This is a genomic window from Citrobacter sp. Cf116, from assembly GCF_030336505.1.
Classification (GTDB): Bacteria; Pseudomonadota; Gammaproteobacteria; order Enterobacterales; family Enterobacteriaceae; genus Citrobacter; species Citrobacter freundii.
This window is the reverse complement of record NZ_JAOWEQ010000037.1, coordinates 765,185-779,633: the sequence shown is the minus strand read 5'-3', so window position 1 is coordinate 779,633 and position 14,449 is coordinate 765,185. Positions and strand designations below refer to the sequence as shown.

Annotated in this window: 14 protein-coding genes; 1 reads left to right on the top strand and 13 read right to left on the bottom strand. The window is 50.8% G+C overall.

Going from position 1 to position 14,449, the window contains the following annotated elements; genetic code table 11:
- Positions 1-50: 50 nt before the first annotated feature.
- Genes potD through potA form a run of 4 tightly spaced genes read right to left on the bottom strand, consistent with a single transcriptional unit; the run spans position 51 to position 3,878 of the window.
- Entirely contained in the window at positions 51-1,097 is a 1,047-nt protein-coding gene (gene potD / locus OGV74_RS13185; protein ID WP_003030797.1) for a spermidine/putrescine ABC transporter substrate-binding protein PotD, read from the bottom strand.
- A 27-nt stretch (positions 1,098-1,124) separates the two neighbouring features.
- The gene (gene potC, locus OGV74_RS13180) at positions 1,125-1,904 is read right to left on the bottom strand and encodes a spermidine/putrescine ABC transporter permease PotC (RefSeq protein ID WP_003030794.1); all 780 of its coding nucleotides are present in this window, start codon (positions 1,902-1,904) and stop codon (positions 1,125-1,127) included.
- Positions 1,901-2,758, bottom strand: coding sequence for a spermidine/putrescine ABC transporter permease PotB (gene potB / locus OGV74_RS13175; protein WP_003030793.1), 858 nt, complete (start codon positions 2,756-2,758; stop codon positions 1,901-1,903). Before potB ends, potC begins: the two co-directional genes overlap by 4 nt.
- Entirely contained in the window at positions 2,742-3,878 is a 1,137-nt protein-coding gene (potA, locus tag OGV74_RS13170) for a spermidine/putrescine ABC transporter ATP-binding protein PotA (RefSeq protein WP_003030791.1), read from the bottom strand. The genes potB and potA overlap by 17 nt, the downstream gene beginning before the upstream one ends.
- A 250-nt stretch (positions 3,879-4,128) precedes the next feature.
- Between potA and pepT the strand changes: the two genes are divergently transcribed.
- Positions 4,129-5,355, top strand: a complete 1,227-nt coding sequence (gene pepT, locus OGV74_RS13165; protein ID WP_016150059.1) for a peptidase T — start codon at positions 4,129-4,131, stop codon at positions 5,353-5,355.
- 102 nt (positions 5,356-5,457) lie between these two features.
- Here the strand turns inward: pepT and roxA are convergent, their stop codons facing one another.
- The 9 genes from roxA to OGV74_RS13120 form a co-directional block, all read right to left on the bottom strand.
- Positions 5,458-6,579 (bottom strand): [50S ribosomal protein L16]-arginine 3-hydroxylase, encoded by a 1,122-nt coding sequence (gene roxA / locus OGV74_RS13160; RefSeq protein ID WP_003030786.1) that lies wholly within the window; start codon positions 6,577-6,579, stop codon positions 5,458-5,460.
- A 92-nt stretch (positions 6,580-6,671) separates the two neighbouring features.
- Positions 6,672-8,135, bottom strand: coding sequence for a two-component system sensor histidine kinase PhoQ (gene phoQ / locus OGV74_RS13155; protein ID WP_003030784.1), 1,464 nt, complete (start codon positions 8,133-8,135; stop codon positions 6,672-6,674).
- Positions 8,135-8,806 carry a two-component system response regulator PhoP gene (phoP, locus tag OGV74_RS13150; RefSeq protein ID WP_003030783.1) on the bottom strand — a complete coding sequence of 224 codons (672 nt, stop codon included), beginning with the start codon at positions 8,804-8,806 and terminating at the stop codon, positions 8,135-8,137. The genes phoQ and phoP overlap by 1 nt, the downstream gene beginning before the upstream one ends.
- Positions 8,807-8,879: 73 nt before the next feature.
- On the bottom strand, positions 8,880-10,049 hold the full coding sequence (locus tag OGV74_RS13145; protein WP_086504270.1) for a tyrosine-type recombinase/integrase: 1,170 nt from the start codon (positions 10,047-10,049) through the stop codon (positions 8,880-8,882).
- Between the two features lie 154 nt (positions 10,050-10,203).
- On the bottom strand, positions 10,204-10,824 hold the full coding sequence (locus OGV74_RS13140; protein ID WP_086504269.1) for a hypothetical protein: 621 nt from the start codon (positions 10,822-10,824) through the stop codon (positions 10,204-10,206).
- On the bottom strand, positions 10,821-11,627 hold the full coding sequence (locus tag OGV74_RS13135; RefSeq protein WP_071696756.1) for an SDR family oxidoreductase: 807 nt from the start codon (positions 11,625-11,627) through the stop codon (positions 10,821-10,823). The genes OGV74_RS13140 and OGV74_RS13135 overlap by 4 nt, the downstream gene beginning before the upstream one ends.
- Positions 11,614-12,279, bottom strand: coding sequence for an iron-containing redox enzyme family protein (locus OGV74_RS13130; RefSeq protein ID WP_086504268.1), 666 nt, complete (start codon positions 12,277-12,279; stop codon positions 11,614-11,616). The genes OGV74_RS13135 and OGV74_RS13130 overlap by 14 nt, the downstream gene beginning before the upstream one ends.
- A complete protein-coding gene (locus OGV74_RS13125; RefSeq protein WP_071696758.1) occupies positions 12,276-13,718 on the bottom strand; it encodes an AMP-dependent synthetase/ligase in 1,443 nt (480 codons plus the stop codon). Before OGV74_RS13125 ends, OGV74_RS13130 begins: the two co-directional genes overlap by 4 nt.
- Complete coding sequence (locus OGV74_RS13120; RefSeq protein WP_286520921.1) at positions 13,699-14,355, bottom strand: thermostable hemolysin; 657 nt, start codon at positions 14,353-14,355, stop codon at positions 13,699-13,701. Before OGV74_RS13120 ends, OGV74_RS13125 begins: the two co-directional genes overlap by 20 nt.
- Positions 14,356-14,449: the final 94 nt, after the last annotated feature.

Here is a 14,449-nt window from a genome sequence, read left to right as displayed (position 1 = left end):
TGCGCCGGATGCGACGCTGGCGCGTCTTATCCGGCCTATGAGGAGGGCAATTAACGTCCTGCTTTTAGCTTCTGATAATACTCTTCATAGATAGCGCTGGCGGAACCGACATCGTTCTGCCATTCCCCTTTGTTGATGGTTTCTGCGTCAGGGTACAGGGTTTTATCATTTGCGACTTCAGGGCTTAACAGCTTACGTGCTGCCAGGTTTGGCGTCGGATAACCAATAGTTTCCGCAACTTCTTTCGCCACGTCCGGGCGCAGCAGGAAGTTAATCAGCTTCAGCGCACCTTCTTTGTTTTTCGCGTTAGCCGGAATAGACAGGCTATCCATCCAGAAAATGCCACCTTCTTTAGGCCATACCACTTCCAGTGGTGTACCTGCCTGACGCGCAACATACGCGGAGCCGTTCCATACCATCCCCAGATTGACTTCACCTTCCATATACGGGTTGGCCGGGTTGTCAGAGTTAAACGCCGCGACGTTAGGCATCAGTTTCTTCAGCTCGTTATAGGCGGCTTCAATCTCTTTCGGGTCGGTGGTATTGCCGGAGTATCCCAGCTTGCGCAGCGCCATCTGGAACACTTCACGCGCATCATCCGTTAACAGCAGACTGCCTTTGTACTCCGGTTTCCATAGATCGGCCCAACTGGTGACGGTTTTCGGATCGATAGCATCGCTGTTTACGCCAATGGCCGTCGCACCCCAGATATACGGGATGGAGTAGTCATTGTTCGGGTCAAACGGCTTGTTGAGCATTTCCGGATCGAGGTTGTGGAAGTTGGTCAACGTCGACTTGTCGATCTTCTGGATCATGCCTTCTTTACGCATTTTATCGACGTAATAGGTGGACGGAACCACCAGATCATATGCGCCGTCTTTATAGGTTTTGAGCTTGGCGTACATGGTTTCGTTCGACTCGTAGGTCGAATAGATAACCTTAATGCCGGTCTCTTTGGTGAACTGTTCCAGCAGCCCTGGTGGGACATACTCGGTCCAGTTATAGAAATAGAGCGTGTTGTTGTCATTCGCGTGAGCGGCGCTCATGCCCAGTGCCAGAGCACCCGCCGCGAGCAGGTGGCGTGACCATTTTTTCATCATTTAACGTCCCCTGAATTAAGGGCCTCAGCGGCCCTTGGTTTTATCACGTGCAATAAGCTGGCTGGCGATCACCATAACCAGCGACAGAACCAACAAAATGGTCGCCAGCGCGTTCACCTCTGGTGATACGCCGACTTTGACCATTGAGTAGATTTTTAATGGCAGAATTTCATAACCCGGTCCGGTAACGAAGGACGAAACGACGACATCATCCATCGACAGCGTAAAGCTCAGCAACCAACCCGCAGCCACCGCAGGCATAGCCAGTGGCAGTATAATCTTGCGCAGAATAGTTACTTCGCTGGCACCCAAATCTTTAGCAGCCTCAAGCATGCGTACATCAAAACCTTTCAGGCGTGAGTAAACTGTCACCACCACAAAAGGCAGACAAAAAGTGATATGTGAGAACAACAGCGACCAGAAACCCAGTTGAATGCCGATCAGCATAAACAGCACCAGCAGAGATATTGCCATCACAATATCTGGCGACATCATCACCACGAACAGCATGCCACTGACGAACGGTTTACCGCGAAAACGGTAGCGGTACAGCGCAACCGCAGTGAGTGAGCCGATCAAGGTGGCAAACGTGGCGGATAGCACCGCCATCGTCAGCGAGTGCTGCGCCGCCTGCAACAGGCTGTCGTTATTCATCAGCAGGCCGTACCATTTGGTAGTAAAACCCTGCCAGTTGATGCCGAAGCGCGAGCTGTTAAAGGAGTTCACAATCAGAATGATGATTGGAATATACAGATACGCGTAGATAGCGGTCATAAAACCGCCGCGGAGCAGTCGACCGATCATTCGAGTTCCACCTTCTTGTTCAGCAAGCGCGAGGCACGCCAGTAGATCAGCAGCATCAGACCCATCACGATGGTCAGCGTAATGCTGGTGGCTGCACCAAACGGCCAGTCACGGATGTTCAGGAACTGAACTTTAATTACGTTGCCAATCAGCAGGTTTTTCGCGCCGCCCATTAAGTCGGAAACGTAAAACAGCCCCATTGCGGGCAACATGACCAGCAGGCACCCGGCGATAATCCCCGGCATCGTCAACGGAATAATGATGCGGGTGAAGGTCTGAAGTTTACTGGCACCTAAATCGCGTGCGGCTTCCAGCAGCGGTTTATCGAGCTTTTCAATGCTGGAATAGAGCGGCATCACCATAAACGGTAGCAGGATGTATACCAGCCCGATAATCACCGCGCTGGGGGTAAACATGATGCGAATGGGTGTATCGATAACCCCGAGCCATAACAGAAACTCGTTGAGATAGCCTTTGGTACTGAGGAAAATTTTGAGTCCGTAGATGCGAATAAGTGAATTGGTCCAGAACGGAACAATCAGCAGGAACAGCAGCAGCGGGCGCACTTTTTCCGGCAGTTTCACCAAAAACCAGGCAAACGGGTAGCCGAGTACCAGACAGGCGAGCGTGGCAATCAGCGCCATATTGAGGGAGTGAACCAGCACCTCAAAATAGAGCGGATCGAGCAGGCGCGTATAGTTCTCCAGCGTAAAGACCATTTTGACGAAGTTGGCGTCGTCGCGGGTCAAAAAGCTGGTACCGATGATCATCAGGTTGGGCAGAAAGACAAATAACACAAGCCAACCGACAATGGTGACGATCACCACACTCTGGAATTTACTTGTGTTCTTCATCAGCCAGTACGACCTCCCAGCTTTCTACCCAGTTAATCGCCATTTTCTGGTCGAGAGAGTGGTCAAAGTCAGGATCGTCTTCATTGAAGAATTCGCTGACCATCACCATCTTGCCATTTTCCAGTTCCACAACCGACTCCAGCGTCATGCCTTTGTAGTTGCGTTCGCGCACGTAGCCGATCAGGCCTTCGATATGATTATCATCGTTGATTTCATCTACGCGCAAATCTTCAGGGCGTAACAGGACGTGCAGCTTTTGTCCGGGAACCACCGCGAAGTTGACATAAATATTGCACTCGCGGCCTTCAACGTTAGCACGAACTCGCTGTTCATCTAGACGTTCAATCACCGTGGCGTTAAACATATTGATCTCGCCGATAAACCCGGCGACGAACAGATTCTTGGGCTCTTCGTAGATTTCGCGCGGAGTACCGTCCTGCTCAATCTTACCATCGCGCATCACCACGATGCGGTCGGACATAGTCAGCGCTTCTTCCTGATCGTGTGTGACAAAGACAAAAGTGATACCAAGCTTACGCTGCAGCGCTTTCAGTTCATTCTGCATCTGCTTACGCAGTTTGTAGTCCAGCGCAGAGAGGGATTCATCTAACAAGAGTAAGCGGGGTTTGTTGACCACAGCTCGGGCAATCGCTACGCGCTGCTGCTGGCCGCCGGAAAGTTGATGCGGTTTTCGCTGGGCGAACTCTTCCAGTTGCACCATGCGCAGGGCTTCGGTAACGCGGGGAGAAATGTCGGCTGCGGGCGTTTTTTGCATGCGTAAACCAAAGGCCACATTCTCAAATACGGTCATGTGGGGGAATAACGCATAGCTTTGGAAGACGGTATTCACGTAGCGGTTTTCCGCTGGAACGTGAGTAATGTCCTCGTTGTCCAACATAATATGACCGGAATCAACCGTTTCCAGACCGGCAATCAGGCGAAGAACGGTTGTTTTACCGCAGCCAGAGGGGCCAAGCAGCGTAAGAAACTCGCCATTATTGATGGTCAAATCCAGGCTGGAAATCACCTCTTTGCCATCGAAACTTTTGCGAATTCCCGCTAATTGCACCAGTGGAGAAAGCGAACGCGGTTGTTTATTCAATTTTTTACTCTGTCCCATGTAAACGCAACGGATGGCTGACCGATGCGGGGTTTGTGGTTAACCACCTTGATGACTCTTAATGAGGGCCGTTATTCTACGGCAAACCATTGTAATCGCCAATCCTTGTTGCGAATTACTGACTTAGCCCTATAGTCAGAGGGGATGTCAGGGCGAAATATTCTCACTTGCGGGGATAAAAGTGACCTGACGCAATATTTGTCTTTTGTTGCTTATTGATAATGTTGTCACAAAAAGTGAGGGTGACTGCATGGATAAACTACTTGAGCGTTTTTTACACTACGTGTCGCTGGACACCCAATCAAAATCGGGCGTGCGGCAGGTACCCAGCACCGAAGGACAGTGGAAATTATTACAACTGCTCAAACAACAGCTCGAAGAGATGGGACTGGTTAATATTTCACTGAGCGAAAAAGGCACGCTGATGGCAACGTTACCCGCTAACGTTGCTGGCAATATTCCTGCGATCGGCTTTATTTCCCATGTGGATACCTCACCGGATTTCAGCGGTAAAAATGTCAATCCGCAAATTGTTGAAAACTATCGCGGTGGCGATATTGCGTTAGGCATTGGTGATGAAGTTTTATCGCCAGTGATGTTCCCGGTGCTGCATCAACTTCTGGGTCAGACGCTGATCACCACAGACGGTAAAACGTTGCTGGGCGCGGATGATAAAGCAGGCGTGGCGGAAATCATGACCGCACTGGCTGTGCTTATCCAAAAAGATATTCCGCACGGTGATATCCGCGTGGCCTTTACACCGGACGAAGAGGTGGGTAAAGGGGCGAAGCATTTTGACGTTGCGGCATTCGATGCGCAGTGGGCCTATACCGTTGACGGTGGTGGCGTAGGTGAGTTGGAGTTTGAAAACTTCAACGCTGCGTCGGTTAATATTAAAATTGTTGGCAACAATGTGCATCCCGGCACCGCAAAAGGGGTGATGGTGAATGCGCTGTCGCTGGCGGCGCGTATTCATGCAGAGGTTCCGGCAGATGAAAGCCCGGAAAAGACGGAAGGTTACGAAGGCTTTTATCATCTGGCGAGCATGAAAGGGACGGTCGATCGGGCGGATATGCACTACATTATTCGTGATTTTGACCGTAAGCAGTTTGAAGCGCGTAAACGCAAGATCATGGATATCGCCAAGAAGGTCGGTAAAGGGTTACACCCCGACTGCTATATCGAACTGGTGATTGAAGACAGTTACTACAATATGCGCGAAAAAGTGATTGAGCATCCGCACGTACTGGATATCGCCCAGCAGGCGATGCGCGATTGCGATATTGAGCCGGTGCTGAAACCGATCCGTGGCGGCACTGACGGCGCGCAGCTGTCGTTTATGGGATTACCGTGTCCGAATCTGTTCACCGGTGGCTACAACTATCATGGTAAACATGAGTTTGTAACCCTGGAAGGAATGGAAAAAGCGGTACAGGTGATTGTGCGTATTGCTGAACTGGCCGCGCAACAAAAATAAAGTATGTGTAGTTGCCGGATGGCGCTTCGCTTATCCGGCCTACATTATTACACTCCAGTAGGCCTGATAAGACGCGTAGCGTCGCATCAGGCACTCTTCGCATTACCCTTCGAAGAACCAGTACCCGCTGTTGACCAGCGCGGCAAGCATGGCAAGGAAAGAAGGATCTTCCAGCGCATCCTCAAAGTTCTCAGCCGTCAGCACAATATGACTGGCCAGCGCTTCCAGGGCAGGACGATGCGGCGAATCAATTTTCTCACCGTTAGCGTAGACGTCGTCGCCAATACGCAATACACGCAATCCGCCCAGACGCACTAACACATCACCTTGCTTCAGGGCATCGTAAATTTCGTCTGGCTGATACGGTGGCTCCGGCGGGGCAATATCCAGTTCATGACGAGACTGAGAAATAAACTCGCCAAACCACTGCTGGAAATGTTCTGGTTGATTAATCAGCCCGAGCATCATTTCGCGCAGCTTATCCATCTCCTGCGGCAGAACGTCGGCCGGATGATCGCGCGGCGGCAGGTCCGGATCGCTGTAATAGGTGCTACCCAGTTCGCGTTGCAAAACGTAATCGGCGAACCCGCTGATCAGCTCGCGAGTGTTTGGCGCACGGAAACCGACCGAATAGTTCATCGCGTTTTCCAGCGCATAACCTTCGTGCGGGAATCCCGGTGGAATGTACAGGATATCGCCGGGCTCCAGCTCTTCATCGATGATAGCTTCAAACGGGTCGACCTGAAGGAGATCCGGGTGAGGGCAGTGCTGTTTCAGCTGCAGTTTTTCACCTACGCGCCAGCGACGACGACCGGTACCCTGAATGATAAATACATCGTATTGATCCAGGTGCGGGCCAACGCCGCCGCCGGGGACAGAGAAAGAAATCATCAGATCGTCGATGCGCCAGTCCGGTAATTCACGGAACGGGCGCATCAGCGCGGCAGTTGGCTCGTGCCAGTGGTTGACCGCCTGCACCAGCAAAGACCAGTTGTTCTCGCCAAGATGGTCGTAGCTTTCGAAGGGACCGTGGCTAACCTGCCATTTTCCGTCCTGGTGGCTGACGAGTCGGCTGTCGACTTCGCTTTCCATTGCCAGTCCAGCCAGTTCGTCAGGAGAGAGAGGATCAATAAAATTGTTAAACCCGCGTTTTAAGACCACCGGGCGTTTCTGCCAGTGGCGTTCAAGAAAATCGGGCCAGTTAAGTGTGAGTTGGTATTCCATAATGAGCATCCCGCAGGCTGGTATCTGCAACCGATTATAACGGATACTTAACCTCAAGCGTGAAGTCAGTACATATTTATTACATGCGACGATTACTCGTCTTTCTGGCCCGGCTGCTGGCGGCCAAAAATAACTTCCATGCGCGCGCCACCCAGCAGGCTATCACCGGCAATAATCTGCCCGTCATACTGTTCGGTGATTTCTCGCGCCACCGCCAGACCGACGCCTTGTCCTGGACGTAGCGTATCTACGCGCTGTCCACGGTCAAACACCACTTCCCGTTTGCTTTGCGGAATACCAGGACCATCATCTTCAACCAGAATATGCAGCTGATCCTCAGACAGTTGCGCTGAAATCTCGACAAACTCCAGACAATATTTACAGGCGTTATCCAGTACGTTGCCCAACACTTCGACAAAATCATTCTGTTCGCCCACAAAGCTGATTTCAGGTGAGATATCGAGATTAATGTTGACGCCTTTACGCTGATACACCTTATTCAGTGCCGAGGTCAGTTTATCCAGCAACGGCGCGATCGGGTGCAGTTCGCGGCTGAGTAGGGCACTGCTGCCACGCATGCTGGCGCGATGCAGGTAATAGCCTATCTGTTGGGAAATACGGCTGATTTGTTCCAGCATGATAGGCTCTGCGTCGCTGACGCTCATCTTTTCATTACGCATTGAGCGCAGAGTACTCTGCAATACCGCCAGTGGTGTTTTCAGACTATGGGTGAGGTCTGTTAACGTGGTGCGGTATTTGTCATAACGCTCACGTTCGCTTTTTAACAGCCGATTGAGATTACGAACCAGGCTGGTCAATTCGCGTGTGGTGGCGGGGTTTAGCATCTCACGATGATGTTCCTCAAGCTCACGGACTTCACGCGCCAGCGATTCAATCGGCCGCAGGCTCCACCACGCGGCCACCCATAACAGCGGAATGACCAGCAACAGATTGGCGACCAGCACATAAATAAACCAGCTCCAGACCATATACGAGCGCTTTAGCTCTATTGGAATGGTATCGACAACCACAATGGTCAGTTGCGGCATTCTGGCAGTAGCAGGGTAGACGTTTACCGCCACGGAGTGGGTCATTTCGGCGTCGTCGTCATCTTCTCTGACTTCTTTTAACTGCTGCTGAGCGGAGTGATCTTCGCCCAGTAAGGTACTGGTGGCGTCTACATTGGCTTCAATTTCATGAAAACCGTTCGTTTTTAGCCAGTCCGGTTGGATACTTTGCGTCAACCAGGGAACATTGCGCTGCGCCCACAACAACTCACCGCTTTCGTTATAGATCAGCGACATTGTTGGGCTTTGCATATCGAGATTTTCAGGCAACTCGACGTTTATCTTGCCGTTTTCCCACTTTGCCAGGGTATAGAATAGATTACTTTCACCCCGCAGCAGGCGGAACGTGGTCTTATCAAAACTGACGCTGTAACCTACCAGGGCAACCATGCCGTAGGCCAGCGACAGCACCAACACCACGCCCGCAGTTGCCAGTAAAAAGCGTAACCGCAGCGATAACGGGAAAAAATGACGCAATAGTTTATTCATTAGCGCAGTTCAAAAAGATATCCCTGGCCACGCACGGTAGTGATCACCTCATGCGGATATTGCGCCTGAATTTTTTTACGTAGACGCCCCATCAACACATCAATGGTGTGACTTTCGCGCAGCTCGGCATCCGGATAAAGCTGCAGCATGAGCGAATCTTTACTGACCACTTTGCCATTATTACGGATGAGTGTTTCCATAATGGTATATTCAAACGCCGTGAGCTTGATAACTTCATCATTGACGGATAACTCGCGTCGGGAGAGGTCCACCTGAAAAGGCGGAAGGGAGATAATTTGCGATGCCAGACCGCTGTTTCGACGCATCAGTGCCTGCATGCGTGCAGCCACTTCTTCGATGTGAAACGGTTTGGTGACATAATCGTCAGCGCCTGCACTGAGGACTTCCACTTTGTCCTGCCAGCCTTCGCGCGCGGTTAATACCAGAATTGGCAGCGAAACCTCATTACTGCGCCAGCGGCGGATTAGCGACAAACCATCTTCATCGGGGAGCCCTAAATCAACGATCGCGATATCCGGCAGATGCTCATTCAGATAATAGTCCGCTTCCTTCGCATCTTCTGCATCATCCACCTGATGCCCTAAATCCTGTAACTGAACCTTGAGGTGGTGGCGTAATAAAGCATTATCCTCGACAACCAGTACGCGCATCATCGTTTCTCCCTAAAATAATGGTATGAATAGTTTAACGCTGATTATGTGGATTGAAAGCAGCGCTATGAAATTAAATAACTTTTCTCATGCTCCCCTGCCCGTGGGGGCGTCCTGGGGGCAGTGCTGTTGGCATCTGATTGTTCAGCATGTTGACCTGATCCTGGTTCATGTCGCCAATCCACTTGGAGTAAACCTCGTACACCATGCGCGCATCTTCATGTCCCATCTGACTCGCTATGAATGACGGGTTCGCTCCGGCCATCAACGTCCAGCATGCGTAGGTATGCCGTGACTGATAAGGATTCCTTTCGCGGATATTGGCAAGTTTAGTGCCTCGTTTCCAGCCATAGGCAATCGAGTTCTTGGAGAAGTAACTGCCTTTTTTTGACGAATATGCTGTCGGTGAAAAAACGAAGCGAAGAGATTGCTGCTCAGTTTTTCCGATCTCCCGATGGTGAAATCGAATTTCTTGCTTCGGATTAGCGCCGGTGACTTCGTATTGTTCCTTCAGTGCATCCAGAGCAGGTTTAAGCAACGTTATCGTCCTTATTCCGGCATCTGTCTTAGGGGGTACAAATACTCGCTTATTCGTAAAACTTCTGGATACGTGGATTTCACCTTTTACCAAATCAATGTCTTCCCATGCCAGGGCGCATATCTCGCCCGGCCTCATCCCCGTATGTACGGCAACAATGATGATTAATGCCTGGCTACGGGGAAGGGCGGCTATCAGTGCCTGGTACTCATGAAGTAATAGTGGGTCGGGATCATTTTTAGATAACTTGAGTCGCGACACTCCTTCATAAGGAGCATGCAATATAAACTGGCTTCGGTTTGCGAGCTTAAGCATTTCTGATAAAACTGCCATCTGTTTATTGACTGTTGAGGGCGCGCGGCCCTGCCTGGCCAGATTCGGCATTGCCGGGTTAATAATTGTCCCGGTCAATAACTCCTTTCGGTAATGCAAAATGTCGGCATGCTCAATATCTACCAGACGGGTATTTTCTCCGATTACACGCAGTAACGTATTTACGACCGAAGTCATCGATAGCAGTGTTGCACCAGATACCTCTAAGGCTTTGGTGTCTGTAAAAAAATCACTCAGTTCTTTAAACGTGGTGATTTTTTTGGTTGTGATGAACTTCTTAAGCGCTTTGGATTCCGGGAAACGTTCCGCATAGTCGAACTTACCGAGCTGTATTTCGCTTGTTATGAACGCGCGAAGATTGCCTGAATACACCCTAAAACCATACGGGATGGGTATGGGGGGACTGAAATGCCCTTATGATCATTACCGAGTAAATCATCACGGAGAGTTCGCCAATTGAGGAAAGGTGACATGGATTTACAGATCAACAACCCCTGGCGTGATAACAACGCAGGGGTTGAATATTTTACTGAATACTTTCCAGGTCTTTTGCTATATCGCGATGGCGTCCCTGGTCGGCAATCTCACGCCCCTGGCGAGCCGGTGCTTTAAGAGCCTTTTCCAGATAGCGTTTCCCTTCGCCAGTCTTTTTCTCTTTCAGCAAAAAGTCACCATAAAAATAGTTTGGGTCGATGCCATTAGGATTTATCGCCAGTGCTTTTTTCAGCATTTCTTCGGCTTTGTTTTTATCACCAAACCCAATCGGCCAGCCGGGAACCTGATAATATAGCGCCCCAAGGCTGGTCCAGGCTGATCCTTGTAAAGCATTGGGGTCGATGCTGATCGCTTTTTCCAGATCGCTACGGGCCTGTTTGACCAGACTCAATGCACCCAGCCCACCTTTAGCCCCCGCCCAGCTACTGTCGATAATCGCCGACCAAATAAGCAATGCTGCGTCAGCATTATTTTTCGCCTGACTCGCACTATGGGCCCGTTGACTCAGTGTGGTAAAGCAGCTCTCTTTTTTTGCTTCAAGGGTCTGATACTGACAAACGGACCAGTCGTGCTGGAGGTTTTCCAGCGTGGTAGTCGCCATGGCAGAGGCGGGAAAAGCTGCTGTCAGGAGCAACGTTTTCATAATTTTCATTTGTCTTCACCTTTGAATGTGCCCTGGGTATAGGACTGGATCACGGGTAATTTTTTACCCAGCGCTTTGTCTACCATACCGGGAAACCAGGCATTGATTTTAACGAACAGACGTTCCATCGCGCCGAAGCGGTAGCGTTTCTGCTCTGTCTCAAGGAGATGTACCAGACGTACGGCGACAAATTGTGGGGAATCACTGCTGTTGCCCAGTTTGCGGTTAAGCGCGTAAACCTCGTCACTGTTGAGCGCCGTTTCGGTAGCACGCGGCGCGGCATACAGTACGCTGATACCATTCCCCTTTAATTCGCGCCCCAGCGCTTCCGATAAACGGTGCGTGGCCGCTTTGGTGGCGCTATACACGCTCCAGGCAGGGTGGCCAATCTCACCAAATATCGAACCAATGTTTAGGATGATGCCCTGAGGATTAAACTTATCCAGCATGGCGCGGGTCAACAGAGTGGGGATTTCGATATTGGTTCTAATCTGTTCCCGAATATCGTCAAAAGACTGTTGTTCAAACAGTGCAAAACGACTGGTTCCGGCATTGTTGATCAGGATATCCAGTTTGTTCTCATCTTTGAATCTGCTGGCCAGCGCGACGATTTCGTCATCAGTATAACTGCTCATTAGCACAATATGATGCCGTTCCGGATAGGGAAGCATCTCTTTCAGAAGCGTCATCGCCTGTGCATTTCGTCCAACCAGGCAGAGTCTGGCTCCTTTGTGCGCCAGCCTTTGCGCCAGCTCTTGTCCGATACCACCACTGGCGCCAGTCAGCAGAACGGTTTTATCATGCAGGTTCATACGTGGTCTGCCCCAGTTGGTTAAGCATCTCTGTGTACAGGTGATAGACGCGACGAGTGGCATAGATAATGGCTGCCTGATCGGCCTCGTCAGCCACGGTATCCATAAGTGAGGCGAAAAATTTAAGATGTCCTTGATCAAGTTCACCGTGTGAACGCAGGTAGGTTGTCGCCTGTTCTGGCAACCCCAGTGTCCGTTCCACCTGGGCTGCAATCGCGGTAGCAATAGACACGCTGGTTCCCTCCAGAACCTGTACCATGCCAAAAATACTCATAGGGTTGACCCGTTCAATGCGGTAGTAGAGCCAGGCCACCATCATTTCTATCGGTATCCCTGGGGTGCCATTGCGAACGCTTTCCGCATCACCGCCGCAAGCCTGAATATCGTTCAGGATCCATTCCTGATGCCCGTACTCTTCGTCAATATATTCAGCAATTGCGCCCCGAATGGCTTCATGTGAGGCTGGCAAACGGCTGCCAGCACTCATCAACAAGGGGACGGTATGGCTGACGTGATAGTAAGCCTGTGTCAGAAAAGCGATATACAGGTCGCGCGAGATGTCACCAGTCTGGCAGCGTGCGATGACAGGCGAGGAGAGTAAACCTCGGCGTTCGGCCTCAGTCTGTTGTTGTAATTTGTTATAAAAGCTCATGATGACTCCTCTTCACTACAGGTGAGAATGTGTTGCCAGAGGGATTGCCGGATGAGTTCCCGGCGTGGGCGGCCATTTGCAGTGAGCATGCCAGGCTCTGATATAGCTGAAGTGAATAACAGGCGATGGAACTGCGCATAATCAGGCAGGCGAGCTGAAAGGGCCAGCAACTGCTCGCGGGCCTGCATCTGTTGCCCCTCGAAGACATCGACGAGTGCAACGTTATGCCTTAAGCCTTCTCCAAAAATCACTATCCGGCGTACAGCTGGACAGGTCATGGCCTCTGCCTCAGGCCATTCAGGTGAAAAATTACGACCAAAAGCGTTTATCTGGACATTCTTCAGGCGACCCTGAATACGAACAAACCCGTGTTCATCAACACTGCCAAGATCGCCGGTAGCAACTGTTGGGGAGGCTGGTGCGGATCCCAGATATCCCAAAGCGTTGGCTGGGCTGGTGACACACAATTGTTGCTGGTCATCAACATTGATCTGGATACCTGGCAATGGCCGACCGACGCTGTTCTCTTTTATAGCGTCGGGCAGATTGAGGGCAACGACAGAGCCACATTCGGAGAGACCGTATCCTTCATATACAGGTAAGCCACTCGTTATCGCCATCGTCAGCAATGAAGCCGGAACCTTGCCACCGCCTGCGGCGACAAACCGTAAAGATTGCGTACTGCCCGGTACCTGCTTGTGCAGATGCAGTAACACACGTAGCAACTCTGGTACCAGCACCAGACTTTGTGGGCACCAGGTGGCCAGCGCCTGAAGAAACTGGGCTGGATTAAAGCGGCTGGAACCTTCAAACCCAATCCGGGAGGGTGGGAGAATCACCGTCTCAGCGCCAAGTAGCAGAGGGATGTAAACGCCGCACAGATTCTCCAGCAGAATACTGAGGGGCAGTGTCACCAGGTGTTTTTCCAATTTCAGGGAGTGCAATACGGTCGCTAACGTTTGAGCCATCCATACCATACCATCCAGACTCAGACAGACGCCTTTTGGCTCTCCGGTTGTACCGGAGGTATACGTTATCTTTGCCGTTCCTGCCGGCAGAGTCACGGGGTCCTCTACTGCACGGATTTGCAGTCTTCCGAGCACAAAATCGTGTTCCTGCCAATCCGCCAGGATTTCCCCACCGATTTGTGCATCCACTGAGGCTGATGATCGTACCCAAGTTTTCTGTTGCCCGCTGAAAAAGGAGGGGACAGGGATGATCACCACTCCACTTATCAGACATGCGAGATCGATGATGGCCCATTCAGGGCTGTTATCCATTTCAAGTGCCAGCCGTTTTACCTTGAGGGCAGATAATTGTTCGGCCACTGCCTTAACGGCATCATGGTATTGCTGCCAGCTCCACGAGCGAGAATCGCCCTGCAGGGCGATGGCATTTGGTTGAAGCGCAGCCTGTTTCTCAAGCGTGTTCAGAAGCATAAGATCCTCCGGAAGGGGTTATCCAGGGAGCAGAAGGCGGATCAGCAAACATTCCCAGCAACAGGCTGTTCTGACTTAGTGTGGTTTGCCCACCATGTAACTCCCCCGCCATAATTTGCGGGTCATGTTCGTAATAGCTCCCCCATTCACGCGCAGCTTCGCCAAGCCTTGTCGAGTCAGCAGGCATCAATGTGATTGGTTGCAGATTCAGGCGGAAAAAGGTATTGCGTATTTTTTTAGTTCCGGTAAAGACAATCCACGAATAGCAGTATTGATTGAGAAGCAGGCATAGAGCCGCATACATTATTCGGGCGCTTGCCCCATCGCTCGCGGCAAAATTACCAATTTCAACAATCGAGTCGCGTGAACCGGGATGTGACAATCGTGCAAACAGCACGGCTTCAACCGGGACATCAAGATAGTGTTCGAGATATATCTTACCCATTGAGGCCGGCTGGACGCCACAGGCTGCTTTTAATTCTCCGTTAGCATCGAACATTCCAAGCAACCATGGCATGCAGCGCGGAAGAGAAGCATGATAAAACTGAGAATAACTTTCACGAATAAACTCTGAAATATCATTTTGCTCACGTTCACCTGGAAGCCAGCGCAACGTATAAGGAGATAATATTCGCATAGGAAGACCTCTTTTAGCGTCTTACCAGTATGGCGAGTCAACATTATGTTAACATTAAGTTGAGCATGAGCCTGGTAATTTAAATCCAATGTCG

What these genes read in the sequence shown, in the direction of transcription:
- potD (WP_003030797.1), bottom strand. Translation starts at nt 1,097, where the DNA reads ATGAAAAAATGGTCACGCCACCTGCTCGCGGCGGGTGCTCTGGCACTG.
- OGV74_RS13135 (WP_071696756.1), bottom strand. Translation starts at nt 11,627, where the DNA reads ATGAACCTGCATGATAAAACCGTTCTGCTGACTGGCGCCAGTGGTGGT.
- phoP (WP_003030783.1), bottom strand. Translation starts at nt 8,806, where the DNA reads ATGCGCGTACTGGTTGTCGAGGATAATGCTTTATTACGCCACCACCTC.
- OGV74_RS13120 (WP_286520921.1), bottom strand. Translation starts at nt 14,355, where the DNA reads ATGCGAATATTATCTCCTTATACGTTGCGCTGGCTTCCAGGTGAACGT.
- OGV74_RS13140 (WP_086504269.1), bottom strand. Translation starts at nt 10,824, where the DNA reads ATGAAAATTATGAAAACGTTGCTCCTGACAGCAGCTTTTCCCGCCTCT.
- potC (WP_003030794.1), bottom strand. Translation starts at nt 1,904, where the DNA reads ATGATCGGTCGACTGCTCCGCGGCGGTTTTATGACCGCTATCTACGCG.
- roxA (WP_003030786.1), bottom strand. Translation starts at nt 6,579, where the DNA reads ATGGAATACCAACTCACACTTAACTGGCCCGATTTTCTTGAACGCCAC.
- OGV74_RS13125 (WP_071696758.1), bottom strand. Translation starts at nt 13,718, where the DNA reads ATGCTTCTGAACACGCTTGAGAAACAGGCTGCGCTTCAACCAAATGCC.
- potB (WP_003030793.1), bottom strand. Translation starts at nt 2,758, where the DNA reads ATGAAGAACACAAGTAAATTCCAGAGTGTGGTGATCGTCACCATTGTC.
- phoQ (WP_003030784.1), bottom strand. Translation starts at nt 8,135, where the DNA reads ATGAATAAACTATTGCGTCATTTTTTCCCGTTATCGCTGCGGTTACGC.
- potA (WP_003030791.1), bottom strand. Translation starts at nt 3,878, where the DNA reads ATGGGACAGAGTAAAAAATTGAATAAACAACCGCGTTCGCTTTCTCCA.
- pepT (WP_016150059.1), top strand. Translation starts at nt 4,129, where the DNA reads ATGGATAAACTACTTGAGCGTTTTTTACACTACGTGTCGCTGGACACC.
- OGV74_RS13130 (WP_086504268.1), bottom strand. Translation starts at nt 12,279, where the DNA reads ATGAGCTTTTATAACAAATTACAACAACAGACTGAGGCCGAACGCCGA.